Genomic DNA, 24775 nt, shown 5'->3' with positions numbered 1-24775 from the left:
GGACCTGATCATTACGGGCGGATACAATGTGTATCCGCGCGAGGTGGAAGCTGCTCTCAGCAGCTTCAGCTCAGTTCGAGATTGCGCGGTGATTGGAGTACCTCACCCAGATTGTGGGGAAGGCGTAATTGCGATTGTCGAACTTAAGAAGGCAGCTATCTTCGATGCGAAGTCTACGATCGCCGATCTGAGTGCGCAGCTTGCTAAGTACAAAATTCCGAAGGAAATTTTGTCGTGCCGTCACTTCCAAGAAATGCAATGGGAAAAATTCAAAAGAACGAGCTCAAAGAAGCGTTTGCATCCACCTTCTCCGGCGAGCGCTGTGCATCTCGGAATTAAACGGATACGAGAAAGCTAAGGCAATGAACAAAAGTGGCATAGGAGGTGCGTCTCAGGACCCTGGCGCACCTATTCTGACCCGGCCATCGTGACTTTGAGGCGACCCGCCCAGGCCAATCGCCTACAACCGGAAGACGTGGTTCAGCTGCAGGCGTATTGGGACCTTCTGAAAGAGGACGCGAGTGTCCGCGCTGTTGTTCTCACCTCAAGGGCATGCACTTCAGCGCTGGTTATGATCTGACATCAATCCTTGGAACTGTGGACTTGGCCGCCGGTGCGGGAGCGGTCGTCAGTGCGTTCGCGGTGACCTTGCCCCCAAGTTTTATCCGATCCTGAGTTCGCCCGGTCGTTGGATTTGCCCGGTTGGGCGGTGGGAGCGACGGGAGCTGGCGCGGAGCCTTCGGCATAGCGCAGCGCCAGATCCCGGCGCGGGTGACAGGTGAAGGCGAACTCGGAGGGCGTTTTCCGAGCAGCGAGTGGGGTCGTGCATCGTTGTAATCGGCCCGCCAGCATCCGAGTGCGACGCGAGCCTGGGCCAGTGACGTGAACAGCGTCTCGTTCAGCAATTCATCCCGCAGCCGGCCGTTGAAGCTCTCGATGAAGGCATTTTGCATGGGCTTGCCCGGCGCAATGTGGTGCCATGCGACGCGGCTCTGATCCGCCCATGTCAGGATGGCGTTGCTGGTCAGCTCGCTGCCGTTGTCGTTGACCACCATTTTCGGCTTGCCGCGCTCGATCATCAGCCGGTCCAGTTCCCGCGCCACGCGGATGCCGGAGAGCGAGGTATCGGCCACCAGCGCCAGGCACTCGCGGGTGCAGTCATCGACCACGGTGAGGACGCGGAAGCGGCGGCCGCAGGTGAGCTGATCCGACACGAAGTCGAGCGACCAGCGCTCGTTCGGCGCCATCGGCACCGTCATTGGCGCCCGGGTCCCGATGGCGCGCTTGCGGCGGCGCACTGCAAGCTTCTCTTCCCGGTAAAGCCGGAACAGCTTCTTGTGGTTGACCCTATAGCCCTCCCGCTTGAGCAGGACATGCACGCGCCGATAGCCGAAGCGGCGGCGCTCGTGCGCGATCGCCTTCATGCGCTGGCGAAGGCCGCCATCGTCCGTCCGGATCGTCTTATCTCACAGTCATGCGGCAGCTGCCGATGGTTTTACACGCCCGCCGTTCGCTCATCCCGTGGCCATCCATGAGATGGGCGACAGCTTTCCGCTTCCCCGCGGGCGTCACCATTTCCTTCCCAGCAAGTCCTTCAGCGCGACATTATCGAGCATGGCATCCGCCAGCAACCGCTTCAGCCGCGTGTTCTCATCCTCCAACGCCTTCAGCCGCTTAGCCTCCGACACCTCCATACCGCCGAACTTCGCCTTCCATTTGTAGATGCTGGCGTCGCTGACGCCGTGCTTGCGGCACAGGTCGGCAACCGAAACGCCGGCCTCGTGCTCCTTCAAAATCCCGATGATCTGCTCTTCCGAAAAGCGGCTGCGCTTCATGCTCTGGTCCTTATCGTGGGCCAGAACGAACTTCAAACTGGATTAAGCCCGTGGAGCAAGGTCACTCCGATTGCTAGCCGGCCAATCGCTCATCTGGGACGTTTAATGGAATCCTGCAGGTCGATGGTAATGTCGGCTATGGCAAGCTGGACCGAGCGTGGCGACGTTCAGCTCGCATTCTGGTCGCACATGGGCGCAACTTCTACGAACTCACCGCCTTTAGTCCCGTGCGCCTTCGTGCGGGCCGCTTAAGGATATCGCCGAGTTCCTATGTTATCGAGAAGGACATCCATGGCTGTATCGTGTAAGAGCGCCGTCTCGTCGGGCACGCTGGCGGATTCGTTCGAGTGATGGCTCCGTGCAAAGCTCGCATTTGATCAAGCACACGAATCACAGAAGGCTACCAACCTTAGTAGCTTCATTTTTCACTTTTCACAGGCAAGTAAGCAATACGGATGTCTGGGGTACACGGTCACGCAAATAAGTGCTGCCGAAACCCGCACACCTTGGCCCTGGTATTGTCCGTAGTTTGCGCAGCCTGAGAGAACTCTGCTCGATCAATGAACAACTGACTTGCGAAGGAGCCACCATGAGTGGAGCGATTGCGCGGCCACAGTTTTCTAAACCTCGGAATCCCCAAAATTTAAGGTGTCGCCATTCTCGTGGGGCGCGATCTCCTTGAATATGGCCGATCACATTGGTACCCGCGCGCCGATTCCTGCGCGCTCCTCCCACTCGGAGCCGTTAATAGTTCCGATGAAGAACGAGAATAAATGGGCTTTGGGAATATGGGCACACCCTGTTTCGACGAGATCAGCGGCGCAAAATGACGGTCGTGACCTTGCCGCTGGAGGGCACATCTTTCTCAAACCAAAAATCTTCAAACACTATCTCGCTGAATTAGATCGGTTTCGCAGACGGACTCCTAAAATGAACACGGACGCTTTCGCCGCACATGAATCTAACGTTCGCGGCTATGGCGAGATCGTTTCCCACAGTCTTTGCAAGGGCTCTTGGAGCCACAATCTTGGAAGAGGCCGGTAAGACTCATATTGATTTTCGTGTCGGGTCCGGTGCACTCAACTACGGGCACAACAATCCAAATATTATCGCACCCGCAATTGAACATCTTGCTGGCGATAACATTCTTTGGTCTCTTGATATGTATACAACGGCAAAGCGTGAGTTCGTTGAAGTGTCGTTGACTCGAACTTGAAACCGAGGGCCCTTTCTTAAGGTACAGTTTCCTGGACCCACTGAGACAAGGCGGCGCTGGCATTGGTGCGACAATTTACCGGCAGCTCGAGCGTTATGGCCTTCACAAATGCATTCCATCGCAGGTCGCTCGGGTCCCTGGCGGTGTCGGGGTCGGCGTCGACCAGAGAACTGGGCGGAGTTGCTCGCCACGATATTATCCGCGTCCCCTATGACGGCTATCCGAGCCGAGCTTTTGATTCGGCGAGTTACATCGATTACGTAATGGGTGACCCAGGGAGCGGCATCAAAAGTCCGCCGCAATCATTCTGGAGACGATCCAGGCAGAAGGCCGGTATGAACACCGAATCCGCAGCTTGGTTAACTGAAATTCAGCACATTTGCCGCAAGCACGGAGCTCTTTTATCGTCGACGACATTCAAGCTGCCGGACGAACGGGCGATTTCTTATTTGAGTTCGCAAAAATCGAACCTGACATTGTGTGCCTTTCGAAACCCCTAAGCGGTTCAGGTAATCCGTTGCTCATTGTTTTGATCCGCCCCGACACACATAGCGGTACCTTCAGAGGTAACAATCTTGCTTTGGTAACTGCCGCAGCCATGTGCAAAATGGGGTCAGGTAGACAATTTACTGCAGGTCTCGCGGAGACGACAGTCAAACTACAAGGACACCTTGATCGCCTCGCTGCGAAGTTTCCTGACTTCATCGTACAAAAGCGCGGCCGGGGTCTTCTGGCTGGCCTCAAGTGCTGTTCTCAGGATCTCGTCGCCCGTGTGCACGATCTTGCGTTCGAAGGCGGCCTGTTGATCGAATCGTCAGGGCCAAATCGCGACGTGGTCAAGCTCTTCCCACCAATAACAATCACCGAAAGTGAACTCGATCGTACCATCACCATTCTCAATAGCGCGCTACAGGGGCCAGCAGATGGTCGCTACCAAGAATCTAGATCGCCAGCCGCCTCGCCTCTTGCAGAGAACGCACCGGAAGTATCATTTCTGCGGAAATTCTGCCAGTCCTCAAAGGTGAGGTCACTGGTCCGCGCATCAGTCTGGTTAAAGTATCGAAGTAGCCGACGAGATCGCCGCGGACTTTGTTTGTAATCTCGGTCTCAAAGAACGCAAAGATGGCGTTCCCGAACATATATCGGCACATCGAATTACAGCAAGGATGCAGACACTTCGCAAAGGAGGAAGAGTGCATGACCGTTTCGTCCATTGGCTGATTGGCAATTTGCCTGATCCGGTCGCGCAGCGTTGGATCCCATGGAGCGCGAGCTTTACGATCGGGCATTGAATTGCGGTTGGCCCGTTCGGCGTAAGTTGCTCCGTCGACGAGGCGGCGGCATCGGTGCCGGGGTCGTGCTAGCGACAAGTTAAACGTCACGGGGGCAGCTATAGTGAAGCATTCGATCACACGCGAACGGATTAGATGGTCAATGACGAAGCCGCCGTGGTGAATAAAATGAAGGAAAGGTCTATGCTCAACGCTGAAAAGGCACGCATCAAGCCGGACAAGGTCTTTGATCGCAGCAATGCCCTCTATGTCAAAATGGTGCCGCGAAAGGGCCGCGGGGTATTTGCAAATGTTCGATTCAAGGCTGGAGCTATAATTGATCGCTCTCCATCGTGGGCGTTTGATGATGCTGCGGCCAAGCTAATAGATAGCACGGGAGTTCTGGAGTACTACTTCGTGCGGCAGGATCGTTATCTCCAAGGAGATCCTCGGACAGGCTATGTTGTTTTCGGATGGAGCTCGCTAATGAACCATTCCTCAAATCCAACTGCCAGAAAAGTGTTGACGGATGAAGAGTCAGGCGCGTGGCTCAGCATTATAGCAATAAACGATATCGAGGTGGATGAGGAGATAACGCATTGCTATATCAACATGTCCGCTTATCCTCCTCATATCAACTTCATCGACTGAACTGCAAAGACCGAGGTGGAGGCGGCTGCGCACCAAGGTTCGATATGAGAGCATGCCGGTGTTTTCGTGAGACGAGCTTTGACTGAGGGAGATGAGGTCGTTTGGTTCTCAGCAGGCGACTACTACTCCTACTACTCGCGCTGCCGTACCATGTGATGCCAGCCTGCTCCCGAGATTTTGGTTTCTTAGAAGTTCGAAATTCGGAGTAACGCTGGCAATGCTGGCATAACGAAGCTCATGGAGTTAAGAAAATGACAATCCCCAAGGGACCCCAAAAATTCCCAAGAACAGAGTACCTCCGCAGGCTAGCCCTGGTGAAAGCTGAAATGGGGCGGCGCGACATCGATGCGCTTGTAATCACGAGCACCGCCAACATCACTTACCTGACGGGAAATCTCACGCGGTTGTTTGCTCTACATGCGCTCGTGGTCTCGATCCGCGACGAGGAACCGACCTTGATCGTGCGCAGCATGGATGCAGCCGCCTGCTTTCATCAGACGTTCCTGAAGCGAGACAAGGTCATTGGATATTCGGAAAGCTTCATCGGCAAAGCGGATAAGAATGGCTACGATGCGGTGATCGACTTCCTCCAAGAAGCCGGCCTTACGAACTGTGGTCTTGGGCTCGAACAAGGTACGCTTTCGGCACAAGCGGTCGTGAAATTCAAGGCGCGACTGCCAGATGCGCGCATAGTCGATTGCAGCAAGCTCGTGGACTGGATCCGCATCGTCAAGTCGGACCTCGAAATCGCCGTAATGCGGGAAGCCGCGGCCATCGCCGATGCGGCAGCGATGCGAGCGGCGGAAGTCATCCGTCCCGGAGTAAGAGAAGCCGATGCTGCAGCTGAGATCATTGCGACGCAGGTGCGAGGTGTCAACGGCAATGCAGCCACATCCGTCCATCCGCTCCTGCTGGCCTCCACTCCGCGAACCGGTACACCCCACATCATGTGGAGCGACGATGTCTTTCGCCAGGGATCGCAGATCAATATCGAAGTGAGCGGCTACCGTTACGGCTACGCGGCGCCAATCATGCGCACCTATTCGATCGGTGCGCCATCCGAGCGGCTGCGCCGAATCCATGAGGCCGAGGTCGCAGGTATGGAAGCCGCAATGGAAGTGGCCCGTCCCGGACGCACCTGCAGCGACGTCGCTAACGCTTTTTACCGCGTGATCGAAAAACAGGGTTTCACGAAGGATTCCCGCTGCGGTTATTCGATTGGGGTTGAGTGGCTGGAACCGACCGCAAGCCTCGCAGACGGCGACTTGACGCAGCTGGAGACAAACATGACATTTCACCTAATGCTGGGCAACTGGGTCGATGAGGATTTCGGTTATGTCATCAGCGAGTCGATCCGTGTAACTGAATCCGGCGCCGAAGCTCTGACCCGAGCTCCACGCATTCTTTTTGAGCTTTGACGGAGGCCTCATTCATGGGAAGTCGAACGCTCGTTCGGAGGCTCACTCTCGAACCCGAGTGGCCGAGCGGCGCCCCTTACCCGGTGTTTTCCTGGCACCATACCCAATCTGTGCGTTGTCGTCGTTGAAGATGAGAGACGTCGCGGCGAACGATCCATCCATGAAGCAGGCGTATATTGCCGCCGTGCAGCACCATTATGAACTACGACGGCGCATGGCTCAGCGGCGATCTTTTGGGCTGCGGAGCGGCGATCAAAGTGAGACCGGTCGCCCGAAGTGTTCCTGAATGCTGAGTTGTTGACTCACGGGAGTTATTCCCCAGTGGCAAGGGAACGCAGGGTAACGATGAGGCGATTGTCGACGAGCAAAGCGGACGGCAGCGCCGTCGCTCTGTAGCAAGCGCTCTGCGGCGCAGCGTCCCTGTTCGTACTTCAGCGGTTTGAGCGGATTTGACGCCCGGTTGGTCAAGGCCGATCTTATTGCTCACACCGCTGCGTTGGCGCAGTGCAGTTTGTCCAAACGCTCGTTCTCACGGACATTGCGACCGGCTGGATGCAATGCGCGCCAGTTTTGATGCGCGAACATAGGTCGAGCACGGTCCGTAAGCCTCCGGGGAGAGACGTCTTGCAGCGGACTGGCCTCATAGTTGAGAACTGTACGTATGGACAGTCATACGATCAGTGCGCTGAATCGACCTGAAGTGGTGGAAACGGGCCGCGGCGGCGCTGGTCTGAAGGGGAGAAGGCTCGGATTGTTTTGGAAAGCATGTCCGAGCGACGCCTGGTTGCGGCGACAGTGCGGCGATATGGCTTGTCGCGTTCTCTGCTCGTGACTTGGCGAAGGGCTTTCGCGGCAGACCGGACCAGAATTCGAGGCTGGCGTCCGCCGACTACTGCCGGCCGTGTCTGGCGCGAAATGTGCTTTAGAACTTCTTCTGCAGGCGCCTTTCCCGATCTGAATTTCTGCTTTAGCTTCGCCCCTGGTGGCTACGATAAACCAAAACTCTTCCCGCCGCAAAACCTTTCAATTTCTCCCACAAGACCTGGTGGCGAACACCGCGGGGCAGCATCTTTGACAATACGCTCCCTCGCCGGCTCGAGTATAGAAGATCGTGATCGAATGGGAGTGCAACACGCCGGATCTCCTCTTCAGACCATCGAACTTGACGCCCGCGCAAAGTTCGGTAGTAGGCCGGTGGATTAAGCCTTCCGTTGGTCACATCCGCTTCGCGGCACGATGCTTTACGTCTCACCGACAACTGGGATGCCGGCCGTGCGGGCCATATTGACATCAGTGTAATCGGAGCCACGCGCAACAGGACGACTTCAGCTCCCTGGAGATTATTGCTCCGGAAGGGAGGGACATGAGAGGCCGCCCGTATCCTTCGGTTCAACTTCGCTTTAAATCCGGCGCCGCCTCATTGATCACCTTTCCCAACCAGCAGATTCAAGGCGAATGGACGGCACCGGTGCACGTTTCAGGCGTGGCACGAAACCGTCCTGAGCGCTGTGATGCATGGTGAACTCCAGGGAGAGGCAAGCCAAGTCTTAGCAGTAGAACGAGAAGCAGCGTTAAGTTGCTATTTCATGATTCCTAGCATGAGTGTTCAGCCAAGGCAGAGCGATTTGGCGTTCCCTCCAGAACTGGTAGGAAGACTCCCTTCCTTTTTGCTGTATTCTTTCGCATCCAAGCCACTTCTGGTGCGCGATAAAGCGCTGCAAGACAAGGTGGGTTGCCGCGCTGGCATGTTCGTGGGGGTCGCTACGATGAAAAAAGAGTCCCAGTGGGGGTAGAGGTGACCAATGAAATTCTCCAATTACGCGGCCGGTCAAATAAACGATCAAGTGAACCTGGAGTTATTGGCTGATTCTAAAAAAACTGTCGCCAATTCTGACTCGTGCCGGTTTAAAGATCGAGTTGACGACATCTAGGCGGTCCAGCGGCGACGGATAGAACTGTCGGACGATATTCGAGAGATCGTTCAGAAGGGGAGGACGCAGTTGGATAGGAATGCTCCTCTATAAGGCGGCGCTTTTCTACTTGCGCCCGTTCAGAGAGCTGTCGTTTTGTTTGATCGATCGGCACAAACGAAGATGCAGTCTGGGTGCGATGCGCCGATGTAGAGCTTGAATAGTCGAAGTTGTCGGCAAGCGTCGGTTTGCCCTTTTACAGGGAGGTCACATGCCAGGAAACACTCAACACACAAGCCCCAGCTTCTCAGTGGCGAAAGATGCCCCGGTCACAAAGGAGCTTTACGAGATCGGGGAAATTCCGCCGTTGGGGCATGTGCCGAAACACATGTATGCTTGGGTGATACGGCGGGAGCGGCATGGAGAGCCAGAATCTGCCATGCAGATGGAAATAGTCAACACGCCTGCGATAGGATCGGACGACGCCTTGGTGATGATTATGGCGGCAGGCGTCAACTACAATGGTGTTTGGGCTGCCCTTGGGGAGCCAGTCTCGCCCTTCGAGGTGCATCGGCACTCTCATCACATCGCCGGTTCGGACGCCGCGGGAATTGTTTGGGCGGTAGGCCATCGCGTGAAGAGATGGAAAGTGGGTGACGAGGTGGTTGTTCATGCCCATCAGGACGACGGCGACGACGTCGAGTGCAACGGCGGCGATCCCATGTTGTCACCTTCCCAGCGGGCTTGGGGTTATGACACCCCGGAGGGCTCCTTTGCGCAATTCGCACGCGTTCAATCACGTCAGCTACTGTCCCGGCCAACGCACCTAAGTTGGGAAGAGAGCGCGTGCTATACGGTCACGCTGGCTACTGCATACAGGATGTTATTTTTTCATGGTCCCCACACCCTCCGACCAGGTCAAAACGTCTTGATTTGGGGTGCCGCTGGCGGGCTTGGCTCGATGGCAGTGCAACTCGTAGCCGCGACAGGCGCCAACGCGATCGGCGTCATTTCTGACGAGTCGAAGCGCGACTATGTTATGTCATTGGGAGCGAAAGGCGTGGTAAACCGGACCGAGTTCACCTGTTGGAGTCGACTTCCCGATGTCGGTAATGCCGCGCGATACGGCGAATACATGAAGGAGGTGCGCCGTTTTGGCAGAGCCATTTGGGAGATTACAGGAAAGGGCAACGATGTCGACATAGTGTTCGAGCACCCGGGAGAAATGACATTTCCGGTTAGCTGCTTCGTCGCGAAACGAGGTGGCATGGTTGTCTTCTGTGGTGCGACGTCAGGCTACAACCTCACGATAGATGCGCGGTTTACCTGGACGCGGCAGAAAAGAATCCAGGGCAGCCACTACGCAAACCTATATCAAGTCTGGGAAGCGAATCGACTTGTTATCGAACGGCGTATAGACCCCTGCCTGTCCGAAGTCTTTGCGTGGGCCGAAATTCCGCAGGCTCACACGAAAATGTGGAAAAACAAGCACCAGCCTGGAAACATGGCGGTCCTTGTCCAAGCAAAAGCGGCGCGACCATACTAAATTGACCATGCTGGAACTCGCAAGATCCGAGATAGTGGGGACATCAGACATCATCTATGATGATGCCTCACGAGTTGACTCTCGCCATCTCGTATTGTCGCGTATCATGCGGCGGCGAGTTTGTGCACACTCGGTTCAGGTGAAGCAGTCTCCATCAGCGTAGGAGAAGCTATCGCGCCGCTCTGCATCCTGTACCGAACGGACTCGAGCTCGGCGCAGGTGTTCACGACACGATTGCAGCCCATCAGCAGGCAAGCCAGCTCTCGTACCTGCAGTTTGAGTTCTTAGCCGAACCGTTATCTCTTTGCCCACACGAGATGCTCGGCGGGATCGGAATGAACACCTTTTCAGGCCGTTTCAAAGGCTAGCGGCTCACGGTCGGTCGTGATCTCAGGCTCGATAGGCATGGTGCAACCTGAAATGACGGCGCCAACTCTCGTCTTAGCTGTCGGCAGAAGCTGGGGCATCTAGCTCGATCCAGTGGTGTGTGTCGGCCGGGCTTGCGCCGCTTGGATACCGATCACCGCAATTTTTTCCAGAAGAATACGAAGTCCTGCCATTCACCATGGACGAGGGCCCCTTCATGTAAGACCACGACTCGCTGGTATCCGAAAACACTGTTTATGCTTGGGAGATTTCTTTCAAATGCGTTTGAAACCAGTAGCCGGAATCCCAAATTGGTGGCAGTTTCGATCAAATGTGCAGCCATCCGCCTGCCTATTCCTTTGCCTCGATAATTCTCGTCAATGTAGCGTGACGTTTCAGCGACGTCGGCATATTCCGGGCGAATTGAAAGCCTGCTCAACGAGCACCAGCCGATTACCTTACCGTTTTTGTCCTCGTAGACGAATGCAGGGTAGGGATCTTGATGCGCACTTAGCCAGGCGACGCGTTCGTTACAGGTATCAGGAGTCCTTTGGCTTATAGCAAAGACGCCGGGCTTCATTGCTTGATTGTAGATCTTCGCCATCGCGGCCGCATCGACTTGAGTTGCGCGTCGAAACATTAACTGACTCGTCCCTTTATAGTGCACTCGCCTGCTCGACGCGCTATGCGCTTCAGTTCGCACTGGCGTCACCGAATATCACCACGCGTCTTGTTTGCCACTCATCGTATAACCTGACACGCCGTTGCCGTCCTATTCACCGCCCGGAGGAGATCACAGTCAGGCCCGTTCACACAAGCTATCAGCTCTGGCAGATGCAGGAAACTCCCCGGAATGGCACTGGTAGATGGCTAGTTCTGTTACGCAAAATACGAGGCTCGATGCAACGTGAGATTGGACGTCTGATGTCATACCAAGTGCGCTCGTTGCTAACAAGTGACCTGGCAACAGTGACAGAGATCTACAACAGCGCATGTCGTGCAAGAGAGTCGACACAAGGAATGCGCTCCTGGAGCATCAACGAAATGAAGGATTTTCTGTTCGAATCGCGTTCCTCATTCGAGGCCTACGCGTGCGTGGACAAAGACGCCGTGGTCGGCTGGACAGCTTTCACTCCGCTTCGTGGGGAAGATGCTAAACAAACGGCCGAGATGTCACTCTATGTTCAAGAGTCATGTCGCCGTAAGGGAATTGGGTCCGCTCTTGCTCACGCTCTTCTGAAGCGAGCAAGCATCCTTGAGCTACACTGCGTTTTTGCGATGGCGTTCAAAGATATGCCCCATGTTGCTTATTTCGCGGAAAGGAAGTGTGGATTCTCGATTGCCGGATGCCTTCCAGAGGTCTTTTCGCACAGCGGAAAGCACTACGATATCTTGGTTTTTGAAAAGCTTATAGAACCGGGAACCTAATCCGGCCCCTCCTTGGTGCGGGACTGTGCGCTGGAACCGGCTCATTTCGCGTTGACGACAGTTGCGGTACGATGCGATCGCGCCTGGGATATGCTGAAAGGCGCAGATTGCATTAACACGTACGCGACATCGAGACTCGTAACCTACAGAAGCGGGGCTAGTCCTGATGGCGTAACAAGAGGGCCTTTGAGATGTGTCAAAGGACGCGAGCCGATGTGTGCTTTGGATCCATCGATACGGAATAGGCGCCTGTACGCGGCGCCGACGCATTGGCTATATGTGGAAAACCGCGATTGCCCAGATGTTCTAGTGGGCCACTGGCATATATTGGATAGCGCCACGGACTGCGGCGGACTTAGTGCGAATACTCAAGTAGGTATCGCCAAGCAAATTGGGGGCTTTGGGCATTGGGCCACGCAAAGTGGCGGTGGCGACGCTAACGCGTCCTCGATTTCTTGGCTACCGAAGGCGGCCCAGCGATCGCCAAGCGCGGTAGGATCAGCCGACGCCATAGACCCAGATCAGGCCGTCATCGATCTCCATTTCAATGGCAATGTCGCGCAGCCAGTCTTCGTCTTCACCAAGGTCCTTTGCGACCTGAGTACCTGAGGGATGGTGGTGACGTGATGAACCTTGTTGACGTGGGTAGTCATGCCGCTCGAGCGGAGAACGGCTGATGCCGGCGTCAAATTCCAGGGGAGAAGCTTGTCCAGCCGATGAGTTGGGTGGGCGGCGATGCGGGCCAGGATATCCGTCGGCCAGGCCTCCGGATCGACGCTATTCACTTTGGCCGCGACGCGGTCGTGCCCTTGGTTAGCACCGGCTCCGTCGGGTGAGTAGGCCGAAGGGATTTCACCTCCAGCCTCTCGCAGAACTGGGCGTGAGCCTCTCGCCTCACACCCGGCTCCCATCAGGCAAGCTTGCCCCCATCGCCTGGTTGCCAATGCACAAGGAGCCTGCGGTTCTCACGCGCGATCTTCTCCAGAAAGAGCGCGCATGTCCTAAACGGTGATGGAAGCACTTGTACTTTCGCTTCAACCATATAGCCAACGTCTAGCGGCAATGGGTAAAGCGCTGAACGCGTGTATTGCCCATAGGGAGCGATCCACCCTAACCACCGGTTTAGCTCGCGGGCAATATCGCCTGCGAAGTTTCAAGCCTCGGCCGCCTAGCGTTCAACGCTGGTTTGCTGATCGCTGGGATGAACCCGCAGAACATCTTACGCGAATGCGGGCGAAGGACCGATCGCGGCCGGAAGCTATAACCGAGAAAATCGAACCGAACCTCCGAATTGATGGACACCTGTAATAGGTTCTAAGCGCCACGAGGTGTCGGATGGAAGGACGTCAACTCCGGTCGTTCACGGACGACTACAAGCGGCAAGCGGTTGATCTGGTCGCGTCGAGCGGGCGCTCGATCGGATCTGTTGCCAAGGAGCTTTGCCTACGCGATTCCGTGCTGCGGCGGTGGGTGGAGCAGCGAGGGTCTGGCTGGAGCCGACGGCGGCGATGCGGCGCCCCACACCGCAGGCGGCGCTGCCGTCGGCGGACCACGCGGCAGAGATCGCGCGTTTGCAGCGAGAGAACGAGCGGCTGCGCATGGAGCGGGAACATTTTAAGATGCAAGCGCTGGCCTCTGCTCGCCGCGTTTTTGATGTCCACTGGCAGACTACGATGGGCTGATTCGAAGACGTGGTCAGCGAGCGCTTGGAGCGTGCCCGTCTCGGCTCGCCCTCAAACGCCGTAATTTGTCCTTCGCAGACGCGTCAGTTGCGGCGCGTCCGCTGAGGTACGTCGTGCTGTCGCGCGCACTTGAATCAATGGTCACGGCGGCCCTGGTAGCGGCGTTTGTCGCGTCCGTTCATCTGGAACAATGATTGATATTGTCGAGAAGAGCGCCGGTGCGAAACGGAGTTAGAGTACAGAATGCGCCGCCCGGAGGCCGGAAAACGAGCAAGCACACTGCGACGTCCCAGTCGGACCGACTACCGGAATTAGGGGGGAGCCCAGGGTGGCCTCCCGGTCTTATCCGTCGTAGATCTCTCTCCGTTCGAAGCCTAGTCGAGCAGCCAATTGCGGTGAACCATCTCGAAGGGAAAGGACCGTAACGTCATGAGTGAGCTGTTCGATGCACTAAGCAAGGCCGCCCTCGTCTCCGGAGCCGGTCGGGGCGTCGGACCTGAGATTGCGCTCTTACCGTTCACCGCGCTCGGGCTACGCTCAGATCCTAGAAAATCCGTTTCTCGCTTCGAGCACGGGCAGCCAGAATCCATTTTCCGTCCCTTAATGGATTCGTTGCAGGACCATTCTCACGAGCCCGCGTAGCTGATCTGCAAGGACTCTGCATATTATTCGGCCGATGTTCCTTTCAAAGATGTGCGAGCGACAAATGTGTGCTGCAGAAGTTATATGAGTGTACGTCCGGAACCCAGACGGTGGCATCTTCGCCGCGCCGACGACTTCATCTCTACAAAATCTGGGTCCGTACAGGTGCGTCGAAGCTCGAGTAGGTAGCCAGGATGCAAGAGCGGGAGTGTCACACGATGATGCGAGACACAGCATAAGGAGGTAAGAGAAACGTTCGACAACATGAGTCGACGCGATTGGCAGGCGACAAACGGATTCAAGTCTCAGACTGGAGTTGCTGGAGATGAACATGACCACTAAACCTACCCGTGGGAATAACGATTTTATGGTAGTCGAATCGGCGGCTGCTGCGCGACGACGGCAAACGTCCTTCGTTTTAGATGTTAGTGCAGACGTCAAACTTGACGACATCCATGACGTTGCAGCGCACCATCGCAAAGTCTCCTTGGCACCTGCCGTGCTGGAGCTCCTCCAGAAAGGGCGGGCTCAGCTCGAAAGTCGACTGACCGCAAGAAAAGTTATCTACGGCATCAATACCGGTTTCGGGGGCAACAGCAATCTCGTAATCCCCGACGATCAGTTGGCACTCCACCAAAGCAATCTACTTACGTTTCTATCCGTGGGAACCGGCGAATGCCTTGAGGAGGAATACGTCCGGGCAGCCCAATTCCTGACCTTGTTAGCTCTGGTTCGCGGCTGGTCCGCCGTCCGTCCTGAGATCGTACGGAGCCTTCTTGAACACATTAATCTCGGCATTGCTCCAATTGTACCGCAACATGGATCGGTCGGCGCGAGCGGGGACTTGATTCCATCGAGCTATATAGCGAGTGCGCTCTGCGGGCGCGGTCGCGTTCGCTTTGGTGGACAGGAAATGAGCGCCAGCGAAGCGCTAACGCGCTCTGGCATTGCCCCGGTCGAACTTCAAGCAAAGGAGGGGCTGGCTCTCGTCAATGGTACTCGAGTGATGACGGGCATCGGCGCCGTGACGGTGCTGCGACTATGGATGACGTTTCGAGCCGCGCTCGGTACGCTTGCGCTCGCAGTTGATGCGTTGCACGCCTCGAGAGAACACTACGATGCTCGCATTCATGCCGCGAAAGGGCACCCAGGTCAAATTGCCGTCGCCGCGGCGCTTCGCAAGATGTTGGGTTATACGTCGGCCTCGCATCTTTCTTCAGCCGTTCACAGGCCCAAGGAGCCCGATGGAATTCTCCGTCTCGCGGAAGGCGTCCAAGAGATATATTCAATTCGCTGCGCGCCACAGATACTCGGCATAGTGCCGGAATCCCTGAGTGAAACACGAATTGTCATTGAGCGGGAGGCGGTCTCAGCAAACGATAACCCATTGGTGGACCCGGAGACTGGTGACGTCCTTCACGGCGGAAATTTCATGGGGCAGCATGTTTCCCGCGCAATGGACGTACTCAAGATTGATATTGCAACAGTCGGAAATCACATGCATTCGATCATGGCGCTCTTGATGGACAGCCGCTTCTCGCGGGGCCTCCCGAATTCGCTGAGTCCGCGGCTCGGCCTATATCAGGGCTTCAAGGGAGTGCAAATTTCGCACACCTCTCTAGTCGCACATCTCCGGCGTGAAAGTGCTCCGGCAAGCGTCCATACGTTGCCAACCGAACAGTTTAATCAGGATTTCGTCAGCCTGGGACTGCACGCGGCGCTTGGCGCAGCGGAGATGGAACTTAAGTTAAGGGACGTCGTTGCGATGACCCTCTTAGCGGCTTGTCAGGCCGCTGCTCTACAAGCCAATGGAGCTGAACTGCCGTGTGCATTGAGCGTCTTGTATGAAGCCGTGAAGAAGATCAGCCCTCCATTGGCCGAAGATCGAGCGATGGACCAAGATATTGCCGCCATATCGCTGGCGATTGTGGAGGGTCTGCTGCCGCTTCCGCGATTGGAGCCAGCGTGGGGCACGCACTGACGCGAAAAGTTTAAGTCTAGGAGAGGTTTGACAATTGAGATCGATCTCATTAAGCCGGACGCGTTCCCCCGTCCGGCGGGGTTATCGCAGGCTGTTCAGGTCGTGTGGCCGGCTTCCGTCTGAGATAGCGAGTTCGATCAGCGAGTGAAATTCCCGCTTCCGAGGATCGCGGGCCCGCAGATGACCTGGAGCCACCCGCTTAGCTTTATGGACCAAACCAAGGATGTGCACCGACAGCTTGCGCAATTGCAGGACGTGATTCTCTCGCCTCGATCTTTGTCGCTCGGCGGTTTTCGTCAATCACGGCTAGCTTTATCGCGTCAACCAGAGCCAGCGGTTGAGACGTTTGCCCCACATTTCGTGATCCAATTTGACTGACCTACTGACCTTGCCCCACGGGCTTAATCCAGTTTGAAGTTCGTTCTGGCCCACGATAAGGACCAGAGCATGAAGCGCAGCCGCTTTTCGGAAGAGCAGATCATCGGGATTTTGAAGGAGCACGAGGCCGGCGTTTCGGTTGCCGACCTGTGCCGCAAGCACGGCGTCAGCGACGCCAGCATCTACAAATGGAAGGCGAAGTTCGGCGGTATGGAGGTGTCGGAGGCTAAGCGGCTGAAGGCGCTGGAGGATGAGAACACGCGGCTGAAGCGGTTGCTGGCGGATGCCATGCTCGATAATGTCGCGCTGAAGGACTTGCTGGGAAGGAAATGGTGACGCCCGCGGGGAAGCGGAAAGCTGTCGCCCATCTCATGGATGGCCACGGGATGAGCGAACGGCGGGCGTGTAAAACCATCGGCAGCTGCCGCATGACTGTGAGATAAGACGATCCGGACGGACGATGGCGGCCTTCGCCAGCGCATGAAGGCGATCGCGCACGAGCGCCGCCGCTTCGGCTATCGGCGCGTGCATGTCCTGCTCAAGCGGGAGGGCTATAGGGTCAACCACAAGAAGCTGTTCCGGCTTTACCGGGAAGAGAAGCTTGCAGTGCGCCGCCGCAAGCGCGCCATCGGGACCCGGGCGCCAATGACGGTGCCGATGGCGCCGAACGAGCGCTGGTCGCTCGACTTCGTGTCGGATCAGCTCACCTGCGGCCGCCGCTTCCGCGTCCTCACCGTGGTCGATGACTGCACCCGCGAGTGCCTGGCGCTGGTGGCCGATACCTCGCTCTCCGGCATCCGCGTGGCGCGGGAACTGGACCGGCTGATGATCGAGCGCGGCAAGCCGAAAATGGTGGTCAACGACAACGGCAGCGAGCTGACCAGCAACGCCATCCTGACATGGGCGGATCAGAGCCGCGTCGCATGGCACCACATTGCGCCGGGCAAGCCCATGCANAATGCCTTCATCGAGAGCTTCAACGGCCGGCTGCGGGATGAATTGCTGAACGAGACGCTGTTCACGTCACTGGCCCANGCTCGCGTCGCACTCGGATGCTGGCGGGCCGATTACAACGATGCACGACCCCACTCGCTGCTCGGAAAACGCCCTCCGAGTTCGCCTTCACCTGTCACCCGCGCCGGGATCTGGCGCTGCGCTATGCCGAAGGCTCCGCGCCAGCTCCCGTCGCTCCCACCGCCCAACCGGGCAAATCCAACGACCGGGCGAACTCAGGATCGGCGGGGGCAAGGTCACCGCGACAAATTCAGCGAGCAGCTGCGTGTGTTGATTCAAAACGGCGCCATACAGGAGCTCTATAAAAAGTACGGGCTTGCGAGCGGCGAGGTGGAAGCTCAGTTGCTCGCCAAGATGAGCAAGCCCAGTGACGCCGTACCAAGTTGCGAGTAATTGGCTTCCCGCAAAGCAGTTGGAGGAAGCCAGGCCGGTTGCAGGAAAGACGATATGGCCCGGACCAGAGCTTGAACTTCTTTTGGTCTCAACCTTGCGGACAAATCCTCGGTATGGACTGGCGGTACCGAGACCGACAGAGGGAAACCCTATCTGCTCGGCTCGTCGTCGCTTGCGTACTCCGACGATGTCTGCGCCGTATGGTGCGTGCGGTGATTCTCGTTGCAAGTCCTCTTGGGCATCGAACAACCGCGAGAGGATCACCGACGCGCGTTTCTGGCTCATCGAGACGCCCCAGTTCGAGACAAAAACACTGTGATTGGAACAGAGCTACCGAAACAGTCCTGTAGCTGCTGCAGGTGCAATCTACTTTTTGTTACTCGAGCGCAGCTTTGGCGAAATAAATGAGGTCCAGGACCGGAAGAGAAGTGACAGTACGGATCGTCTCACGGAAGTCGGGGACTAGCATGCATTCGATCACCAGAACGCCGACGTCTTTAAAGACTCCATCGTCTGCAAACGCCTCGGCTAACTGCTCCGCGAACTGCTGCGCCATCCTCTCCTTTGTCCACCCCCCCGGTTTTTGGTAGGCGGATCGGCAGGTCCATGCGTTACTCCATTCCGTCAGATCACCCACGCTCACGAAACGGAACCGCTCCGAACCCGGATGATCTTCCAGCATAGAAACAAGCGACGTGGCGTCCCAGGTGATAATGCCGACTGGCTTGTTGGTCATCCGCAGGGCCAAGCTTAGAAACTCAAGTCCGCTGGTTAGCGCGGCAGTCGATGTTCGCCCGTACAGATGCTTTCGGGATGCCCACATATAGCCGCAGCCGCCAATGATCAGTTGAACTTGCGAATCTAACCGACTGGCCGCGCCGATGATGCCACTAACGGCTTCGGGAGTAGGCACCTTGTTTGCAACCGAGTCAGCACCTCTGGCAATCACGCTCTGGAATGGCAGGTGCCAGAGTGACGGATCTGCGATAAGGAAAGGCATCACGTCGCCCCGGTCCAGGAGCTCCGCCGATGACCCCTCTATCGCGTGAACGGAGTCCAGTTGAATGATTCCAAGCACCGGCTGCTTCCTTTCCATGTCCGTCCTCTCTTTTTTTCGACCGTCAAAACACGCATGTGAGAGCATACCGTGCATCCATAGTCGTATCTAGAACAACTTATTTGTGCGGAGCCAATTACTACGACTCAGTTCGCGATTGTGAATGCAATTGTTTGGACGAACTTAGCTCGGTACCCCTCTCCGGGAAGGGATCTCGGCGAACGTCTACTCAAGTGGAGCGGTGCTCTCATCAAGCCAATCATGCGAGTGCCATTGAATTCCGTTCCATAACCCACTTCTGTGTCAGCGTGGATTTAGCTTCATTCCCTATCTGCTCGCGTTAGATCGCAGTAGGCCAAGCTCATCTTAGTTCGGAGTAGCAATTCTGCGATATTTGGATCATCGGCTGAAGTTGTTGGATGCAAGCGACGACATCTGACTCAAGTTCCTATGTCTCGGGCAGCGGCTGCATTGTGCATTAGCTAGCAGAAACATGAATCAGGCGGAACGACAGCGCGATCTTATTCGCCAATGATTTGCAACGGCTTGGTTCGAATGTGATTACTGCCTCTTCGAGCATCGATGACTGCACCCGCGAGTGCCTGGCGCTGGTGGCCGATGTCTCGCTCTCCGGCATCCGCGTGGCGCGGGAACTAGACCGGCTGATGATCGAGCGCGGCAAGCCGAAAATGGTGTCAGCGACAACGGCAGCGAGCTGAACCAGCAACGCAATCCTGACATGGGCGGATCAGAGCCGCGTCGCATGGCACCACATTGCGCCGGGCAAGCCCATGCAGAATGCCTTCATCGAGAGCTTCAACGGCCGGCTGCGGGATGAATTGCCGAACGAGACGCTGTTCACGTCACTGGCCCAGGCTCGCGTCACACTCGGATGCTGGCGGGCCGATTACAACGATGCACGACCCCACTCGCAGCTCGGATGGAAGACGCTCTCCGAGTTCGCCTTCACCTGCCACCGCCGGGATCTGGCGCTGCGCTATGCCGAAGGCTCCGCGCCAGCTCCCGTCACTCCCACCTCCCACCGCCCAACCGGGCAAATCCAACGACCTGGCGAACTCAGGATTGGATAAAACTCGGGGGCAAGGTCACCTCCTCCGTTGGAAGGACATTCGATCAGAGGGAAGTAGTTGGCCCGGGCATTGGGGTCATTGGAGTCCAGCCCGAGTACTAGACGCATCTGTTTCCGAAAGCCGCTTGCTTGTGACGCTGTTACACTTCGGATCCCGGAGAAAAAAACCACCGGAAGGTTCGAATCCAGCAGTGCTGGCCCTCGCTTCGCGAGCCGGATGGGGACGGCTCGTGAGTTTCGATATCACGCGCAGGCAAGAGCACGTTTGTGGACGTTCTTCAGGAGAGTTAGCTGCGAAGGGCAGTTGGCGCAGCCGTTGATGGCCTGGCATCTCTGGACGGCGGGTGACGTTCGCCAAGCAGTCTCTAGATCGAATCCGGACCGTCGAACGTTACCAACGAAGTACTCCGCGCTGCCGGGATCCCCGATGACATGAGGACATGGATAGAGGTCACCATTTATAGAGAGAAAGACTGAGGCAATGCCACAGTCGCATTCGGCATACTTCACATTGGGCCGCGGCTTCGACGTGTCAACAAGGATAGGTGGCGGCAGTTCGAGGCGCGTTGATGTCTCGGCAGCCATTCTGATCATGGCCTCCTGCAGGACTCTAATGTCGTCGATTGAAACGAGAAGCGCGTCCTCGCTATCGAGCGCGACGGCCGAGGCGAATATCGGCTTGACCCTGAAGGCGTCAATGCCGATGGACGACAATAGCCTGTAAGCGTCCAGCGCCTCACCGATGTTGTGCCGATTAATCGTAATTCTAGCTTGGACCAAAGCCCCGCAATGGACTGCTTCAAACATCTGGCGGAGTGCGGACCTGTAAACGCCTGCCCTACCGCAGAAGTGGTCCACGGTTTCTCTGTTTGCACCATCGAAGCTAAACCGTAAAACAAGCTTCTGTGGATCGTCGAACATTGAGACGACGTCTCGAATTTCGACCTCACCAAGGCCGCCCGTGTTCAATTGCACCTCAAGGCCTCGCCTATTGGCGTGGGCTATGACTGCCGCAGAGCGTGGAAATACGACGTTGAGAAGCGGCTCCCCCCCGCTTAACGAGACCTTCCTCAGAGAATATTTCTCAATAAGATGATCAACGAAATTTGTAATCTCATCAACAGATAGTTGTGATTGCTCCAAAAGTCCTTTGTCTTGATCTCGATAATCTTCGTGCACATAGCAGTGCTTGCAGCGAAGATTACAGTAAGAAGATATGCCGATTCGCAGGTGACCGAAGGCAATGGAAGCTGGCGTGCCAAGTTGCATGGCGTCCTCCTAGCTATACCGAGATAAGAGCGGAGCAGGATCTATGCCAGCGCGAGTGGCGCATAACCAGAACGAGATTTGGCGTGCAATGTCGTGATCCGCACAGCTTACGGAGATTCCAGACACAAGGTGCATTACTCTCAAAAAGAAGGCCTACGCACAGCCTACACCCACGGTGTCAGGCCGGCACGAGAGGCAACCACCAACTATCTGGCTTCGCCGTCACGATCGGGCTTCGCTAATGGCGGAAAACCGCCGAAGGACTTTGTCGGAAGTATCAAGGGAGCCTGCTTAGCGACGTTTAGATCCTGTTAGAGGCGACCGGTGTCATCTTACTCCATTTTCGCCATCGCGATTGAATACTCGGAAAATTAGCAAAGGGACACGAGCTTCCACAGTGGCACTTGCAGAAGAGCATGCCTTTTTTGCCAAGCGCCTATCACATGCCGCTCTGGCCATGGCACGCAAATTGCCCACGGAAGTAAAGGCTATCGCGAACTCTCACAGGGGTAGAGAGGCGGCGCTCGCCCGCATGAGTGGGCCGGCGAGCGCCGTGGGGTGACAAGCAGGCGAAGGAAAAGAGAATGAGCAACCAAGCGTGCCCTCCCAGAATTCGTGTCCCCGAACATCCCGCAGACCCGATATTTGTCAATCGCTGGTCGCCGCGCGGGTTCAACCCCGATCAGATCTCTGAAGAAGTTCTGAACACCTTTTTTGAGGCCGCCCGGTGGGCTCCCTCCGGCTTCAATTCTCAGCCCTGGCGATTTCTTTATGTCTTGCGCGGTCAGACAGAGTTCGAAGCATTTCTTGCCCCTTTGATCGACTTCAACCAGGGTTGGGCGCGACATGCGGCGGCGCTGATCTATCTTCTGTCGAGGAAGAACTTCTCGCCAGCTGGGAAGAGCCAGCAGCAATTTTCGCGCACGCATTCCTTCGATACCGGTGCAGCCTGGGCCAACTTTGCCAATCAGGCAACTGCCCTCGGCTGGGGTGCACATGGCATGAGCGGATTTGACATGGAGAAGGCGCGCGCCCTGCTCAGGGTGCCCGAGGGCTTTGCGGTCGAAATAGCGATCGCCGTTGGGCGCAAGGGGGACGGCGCTCATCTGCCGCTTAGTCTGCTGGAGCGTGAACAGCCGAGCAGCCGTTCACCCGTCGATCACTTTGTCGCCCGCGGCGTGTTTCCTGAACGATTCAGGAACTGATGCATGCGTCGCGTAGAATAGACCTGACAAGTCGGTGCCATCAAAGCTTCCCGAGTCCGATAGAGCAAGGTCCGACTACCCGTATCCCTCGTGAGCAACAATGGGCGTTCATAGGTCCATTGCCTGTCGTCGACTTGACCGTACCCGCCCCCGGCAGCGCTGACCTCGCCTGGAGGTGTCGCGCCATTTTGCTAGAGAGGGGCCCTCCGCGGGACGACACTCACGCGGCGTTTGGGTTCGGAGAAGCTCTATTCCGATTAGCCCGCGCCTTCTACAAAGATGCACAGCTTGAATTGCCCAATTCGAACCGAGAGACATGAACTGATCGCGCCAACTGGTAGCGCTTGCCAGGCGCAGCTTACCCCCCGTCTTTGTACTCCATCGCCCAAATCGTGGCGGATTCATCCTGTGGCGATCAACGTCCGTCTTCGGGGCCACAGCAACCACCGACCGATGGCGGCCCGTTCAGGATTCGGCCTGATAGATGAGCCGTACACCGTGGCCGCGGCCAGAGGACGATCGGTAATTTCCCAGCGCGCCAAATTTAGGAGTCGCCCCCTCAATGAAGGGGATTCGCAGACAGCCTTCCCGCCTCGTCGAAGCTTAGAACCGTAGGATCAGGGTCGAGATCCATTTCGCTATCAAATCCGACTATCTTGCACCTGTAGGTCCGAGCTGAATCTCGCTCCAGCTCGGACGCGTTTCACAAACGTGTGCTTACAGCTGTTTCGTAAAACGATTGACCGGTCGCTTAAGACCGAGGTTGTCTCTCAGGGTTCGCCCGGAATACCCTGATCTGAACTTACCTCGTCGGCGCAGCTCGGGAACAACGAGATCAACGAAGTCCTTGAGTCCGCCAGGACAAGTCGCTGGCAACAAGTTGAATCCGTCCGCCGCACGTTGATCAAATGTGTCCACCATCGCGTTCGTCACTTCGTCCGGTGTGCCAACCACCATGAGATGGCCTTTGCTGTCCGCTACCAAGCGGATCAATTGCCTCCATGTAAGTGCTTGGCGTGCGGCCAAATCGAGCAGCAGCTTCTGACGACTCTGGATGACATTGGTCTGCGGTAGACTCGCGGGAACTAATGAATCAAGATCAATCGAATGCAGCTCAGTGTCCAGCAAACGCTCAGCCGCCCTAATTTGCACGTCGACGTGCGTATACGATTGCAGTCTTTGAAGCTTGTCGTATGCTTCCTCCTTCGTCCTCCCAATGATTGGAACAATGCCCGGCATAATTAGTACCTCGCTGTCCTTGCGCCCCAATGCGCGCGCCTTCTCCTTGAGGGTCTCGTAGTATCTTCTACCGTTCTCCAAAGATGGTTCGGCTGTGAACACCACTTCCGCGACTTCAGCGGCGAATCTTGTTCCAGCATTGGATGCGCCAGCCTGAACCAACACGGGGTACCCTTGCGGCGGCCTTGCGATATTCAGTGGGCCTCTAACTGATAAGTATTCCCCTCGGTGGCAAAGCAAATGCAACTTCGTGGTGTCAGCGAAGATGCCATCCTGCTTATTGCGAATGAAAGCATCATCTTCCCACGAGTCCCAAAGCCCCTTGACGACGTCTACAAATTCTCTCGCTCGAGAATAGCGCGCATCATGATCTGGAAGATCCGTTTCGCCAAAATTTGGCGCTTCGGAGCTAGCCCCCGAGGTGACAATGTTCCAGGCCGCTCGGCCGCGCGATAGATGATCAAGTGACGCGAAATTGCGTGCAAGATGATAGGGCTGGTGATAGGTCGTCGTTGCCGTCCCGACAAGTCCGATGTCTTGGGTCTTCGATGAAAGTGCCGACAATAACGTTATCGGCTCGAATCCGTTGCTTCGGCTTACACGAGCTATTATTGCATCGTCTGGTTCTAATACGCTTAGGAAATCGGGAAGAAATATGAAGTGAAATGCGGCACGTTCAGCGAGAGCTGCCAAATGAGCATAATAGTCCAAATCAACTCCGCCATTCGCTGGAACGTCCGGGTCGCGCCAGGCACTTTCGTGATATCCCACCGAAAAAAGCATCACTCCGAGCTTCATTTCACCATTGCGTTGCATGGCGCATCTCCTTTCAATTGCACTATCGCTCGTGCCTTGTACCAGCTACGTCCTCGTACTCATGGGGCGAACTGCGTCTCTCGAATGCTCGACTTCTCGCGGCTACCAGGGATCGCGGTTGATTTCTGTGACATCTACTAGAACGGCACTCTGCTTTTTCGAAGCACCCTCCCATCATCGGACGCTGCCACTGCAAATTGGCTAGAACAGAGTTGAGGTAGCAAGCTTTCCTGTGCGCGGCGAGCCCGGCGCATTGATCAGAGCCGTTAACGACAACCGATCTTGATTGATGATCCATGCCGCAGCACGTTATAGGTGATGACTGATCCGACGAACATCCGCAAAAATAAGGCATGCTTCTGCACGCA

15 protein-coding genes and 4 pseudogenes are annotated in these 24775 nt (G+C 56.4%); 13 read left to right on the top strand and 6 right to left on the bottom strand.

Annotated elements, in window-relative coordinates; all coding sequences use genetic code 11:
* Positions 1-28 precede the first annotated feature (28 nt).
* Positions 29-358 carry an AMP-binding enzyme gene (locus BRAGE_RS53280; RefSeq protein ID WP_159073990.1) on the top strand — a complete coding sequence of 110 codons (330 nt, stop codon included), beginning with the start codon at positions 29-31 and terminating at the stop codon, positions 356-358.
* A gap of 329 nt (positions 359-687) precedes the next feature.
* Here the strand turns inward: BRAGE_RS53280 and BRAGE_RS55005 are convergent.
* Positions 688-1835: pseudogene (locus tag BRAGE_RS55005) on the bottom strand (IS3 family transposase); the annotation flags it as partial.
* 1027 nt (positions 1836-2862) lie between these two features.
* Between BRAGE_RS55005 and BRAGE_RS57015 the strand changes: the two are divergent.
* The 6 genes from BRAGE_RS57015 (at position 2863) to ccrA (ending at position 9847) form a co-directional block, all read left to right on the top strand.
* Positions 2863-3051, top strand: a complete 189-nt coding sequence (locus tag BRAGE_RS57015; RefSeq protein ID WP_231164256.1) for a hypothetical protein — start codon at positions 2863-2865, stop codon at positions 3049-3051.
* A 379-nt stretch (positions 3052-3430) separates the two neighbouring features.
* Positions 3431-4150, top strand: a complete 720-nt coding sequence (locus BRAGE_RS57010; RefSeq protein ID WP_231164257.1) for an aminotransferase class III-fold pyridoxal phosphate-dependent enzyme — start codon at positions 3431-3433, stop codon at positions 4148-4150.
* 328 nt (positions 4151-4478) lie between these two features.
* Positions 4479-4973 carry an SET domain-containing protein-lysine N-methyltransferase gene (locus BRAGE_RS0129375; protein ID WP_027564997.1) on the top strand — a complete coding sequence of 165 codons (495 nt, stop codon included), beginning with the start codon at positions 4479-4481 and terminating at the stop codon, positions 4971-4973.
* A 251-nt stretch (positions 4974-5224) separates the two neighbouring features.
* Complete coding sequence (locus tag BRAGE_RS0129370) at positions 5225-6391, top strand: M24 family metallopeptidase (protein ID WP_027564998.1); 1167 nt, start codon at positions 5225-5227, stop codon at positions 6389-6391.
* A 765-nt stretch (positions 6392-7156) separates the two neighbouring features.
* A complete protein-coding gene (locus BRAGE_RS57005) occupies positions 7157-7594 on the top strand; it encodes a hypothetical protein (RefSeq protein WP_231164258.1) in 438 nt (145 codons plus the stop codon).
* A 978-nt stretch (positions 7595-8572) separates the two neighbouring features.
* On the top strand, positions 8573-9847 hold the full coding sequence (ccrA, locus tag BRAGE_RS0129365) for a crotonyl-CoA carboxylase/reductase (RefSeq protein ID WP_051378125.1): 1275 nt from the start codon (positions 8573-8575) through the stop codon (positions 9845-9847).
* Between the two features lie 520 nt (positions 9848-10367).
* Here ccrA and BRAGE_RS53265 read toward each other — a convergent pair.
* Positions 10368-10853: a GNAT family N-acetyltransferase gene (locus BRAGE_RS53265; protein ID WP_084334789.1), complete on the bottom strand. Its 486-nt coding sequence runs from the start codon at positions 10851-10853 to the stop codon at positions 10368-10370.
* A gap of 260 nt (positions 10854-11113) precedes the next feature.
* Here BRAGE_RS53265 and BRAGE_RS0129360 point away from each other — a divergent pair, with 260 nt between their 5' ends.
* Positions 11114-11641: a GNAT family N-acetyltransferase gene (locus BRAGE_RS0129360; protein ID WP_231164259.1), complete on the top strand. Its 528-nt coding sequence runs from the start codon at positions 11114-11116 to the stop codon at positions 11639-11641.
* Positions 11642-12330: 689 nt separating this feature from the next.
* Here the strand turns inward: BRAGE_RS0129360 and BRAGE_RS57000 are convergent.
* Positions 12331-12438: pseudogene (locus BRAGE_RS57000) on the bottom strand (transposase domain-containing protein); the annotation flags it as partial.
* Positions 12439-12976: 538 nt separating this feature from the next.
* Here BRAGE_RS57000 and BRAGE_RS57975 point away from each other — a divergent pair.
* The 3 genes and pseudogenes from BRAGE_RS57975 to BRAGE_RS54995 all read left to right on the top strand — a co-directional run.
* Positions 12977-13387, top strand: coding sequence for a transposase (locus tag BRAGE_RS57975; RefSeq protein ID WP_084334785.1), 411 nt, complete (start codon positions 12977-12979; stop codon positions 13385-13387).
* A gap of 903 nt (positions 13388-14290) precedes the next feature.
* Positions 14291-15946: an HAL/PAL/TAL family ammonia-lyase gene (locus tag BRAGE_RS0129350; RefSeq protein ID WP_199820251.1), complete on the top strand. Its 1656-nt coding sequence runs from the start codon at positions 14291-14293 to the stop codon at positions 15944-15946.
* Between the two features lie 447 nt (positions 15947-16393).
* A pseudogene (locus BRAGE_RS54995) lies at positions 16394-17559 on the top strand (IS3 family transposase); the annotation flags it as partial.
* 548 nt (positions 17560-18107) lie between these two features.
* On the opposite strand, the gene BRAGE_RS51810 reads toward BRAGE_RS54995, so the two are convergent.
* On the bottom strand, positions 18108-18827 hold the full coding sequence (locus BRAGE_RS51810) for a hypothetical protein (protein ID WP_027562804.1): 720 nt from the start codon (positions 18825-18827) through the stop codon (positions 18108-18110).
* A 539-nt stretch (positions 18828-19366) separates the two neighbouring features.
* Here BRAGE_RS51810 and BRAGE_RS49710 point away from each other — a divergent pair.
* Positions 19367-19879, top strand: a pseudogene (locus tag BRAGE_RS49710) (integrase core domain-containing protein); the annotation flags it as partial.
* 242 nt (positions 19880-20121) lie between these two features.
* Here BRAGE_RS49710 and BRAGE_RS0129325 read toward each other — a convergent pair.
* On the bottom strand, positions 20122-21147 hold the full coding sequence (locus BRAGE_RS0129325) for a radical SAM protein (protein WP_084334781.1): 1026 nt from the start codon (positions 21145-21147) through the stop codon (positions 20122-20124).
* A gap of 584 nt (positions 21148-21731) precedes the next feature.
* Here BRAGE_RS0129325 and BRAGE_RS0129315 point away from each other — a divergent pair.
* Positions 21732-22352, top strand: coding sequence for a nitroreductase family protein (locus BRAGE_RS0129315; RefSeq protein WP_027562802.1), 621 nt, complete (start codon positions 21732-21734; stop codon positions 22350-22352).
* Between the two features lie 717 nt (positions 22353-23069).
* Here BRAGE_RS0129315 and BRAGE_RS0129310 read toward each other — a convergent pair.
* Positions 23070-24407 (bottom strand): LLM class flavin-dependent oxidoreductase, encoded by a 1338-nt coding sequence (locus tag BRAGE_RS0129310; protein ID WP_027562801.1) that lies wholly within the window; start codon positions 24405-24407, stop codon positions 23070-23072.
* Between the last annotated feature and the right edge of the window lie 368 nt (positions 24408-24775).

It is taken from the genome of Bradyrhizobium genosp. SA-4 str. CB756, from assembly GCF_000473125.1.
In the GTDB taxonomy this organism is placed as follows: domain Bacteria; phylum Pseudomonadota; class Alphaproteobacteria; order Rhizobiales; family Xanthobacteraceae; genus Bradyrhizobium; species Bradyrhizobium arachidis.
The sequence above is the reverse complement of the archived record's forward strand: the minus strand, read 5'-3'. Positions and strand labels throughout refer to the sequence as shown.

What these genes read in the sequence shown, in the direction of transcription:
- BRAGE_RS0129350 (WP_199820251.1), top strand. Translation starts at nt 14,291, where the DNA reads ATGAACATGACCACTAAACCTACCCGTGGGAATAACGATTTTATGGTA.
- BRAGE_RS0129310 (WP_027562801.1), bottom strand. Translation starts at nt 24,407, where the DNA reads ATGCAACGCAATGGTGAAATGAAGCTCGGAGTGATGCTTTTTTCGGTG.
- BRAGE_RS0129370 (WP_027564998.1), top strand. Translation starts at nt 5,225, where the DNA reads ATGACAATCCCCAAGGGACCCCAAAAATTCCCAAGAACAGAGTACCTC.
- BRAGE_RS57005 (WP_231164258.1), top strand. Translation starts at nt 7,157, where the DNA reads ATGTCCGAGCGACGCCTGGTTGCGGCGACAGTGCGGCGATATGGCTTG.
- BRAGE_RS0129360 (WP_231164259.1), top strand. Translation starts at nt 11,114, where the DNA reads ATGCAACGTGAGATTGGACGTCTGATGTCATACCAAGTGCGCTCGTTG.
- ccrA (WP_051378125.1), top strand. Translation starts at nt 8,573, where the DNA reads ATGCCAGGAAACACTCAACACACAAGCCCCAGCTTCTCAGTGGCGAAA.
- BRAGE_RS53265 (WP_084334789.1), bottom strand. Translation starts at nt 10,853, where the DNA reads ATGTTTCGACGCGCAACTCAAGTCGATGCGGCCGCGATGGCGAAGATC.
- BRAGE_RS57975 (WP_084334785.1), top strand. Translation starts at nt 12,977, where the DNA reads ATGGAAGGACGTCAACTCCGGTCGTTCACGGACGACTACAAGCGGCAA.
- BRAGE_RS0129375 (WP_027564997.1), top strand. Translation starts at nt 4,479, where the DNA reads ATGGTCAATGACGAAGCCGCCGTGGTGAATAAAATGAAGGAAAGGTCT.
- BRAGE_RS51810 (WP_027562804.1), bottom strand. Translation starts at nt 18,827, where the DNA reads ATGGAAAGGAAGCAGCCGGTGCTTGGAATCATTCAACTGGACTCCGTT.
- BRAGE_RS0129325 (WP_084334781.1), bottom strand. Translation starts at nt 21,147, where the DNA reads ATGCAACTTGGCACGCCAGCTTCCATTGCCTTCGGTCACCTGCGAATC.
- BRAGE_RS0129315 (WP_027562802.1), top strand. Translation starts at nt 21,732, where the DNA reads ATGAGCAACCAAGCGTGCCCTCCCAGAATTCGTGTCCCCGAACATCCC.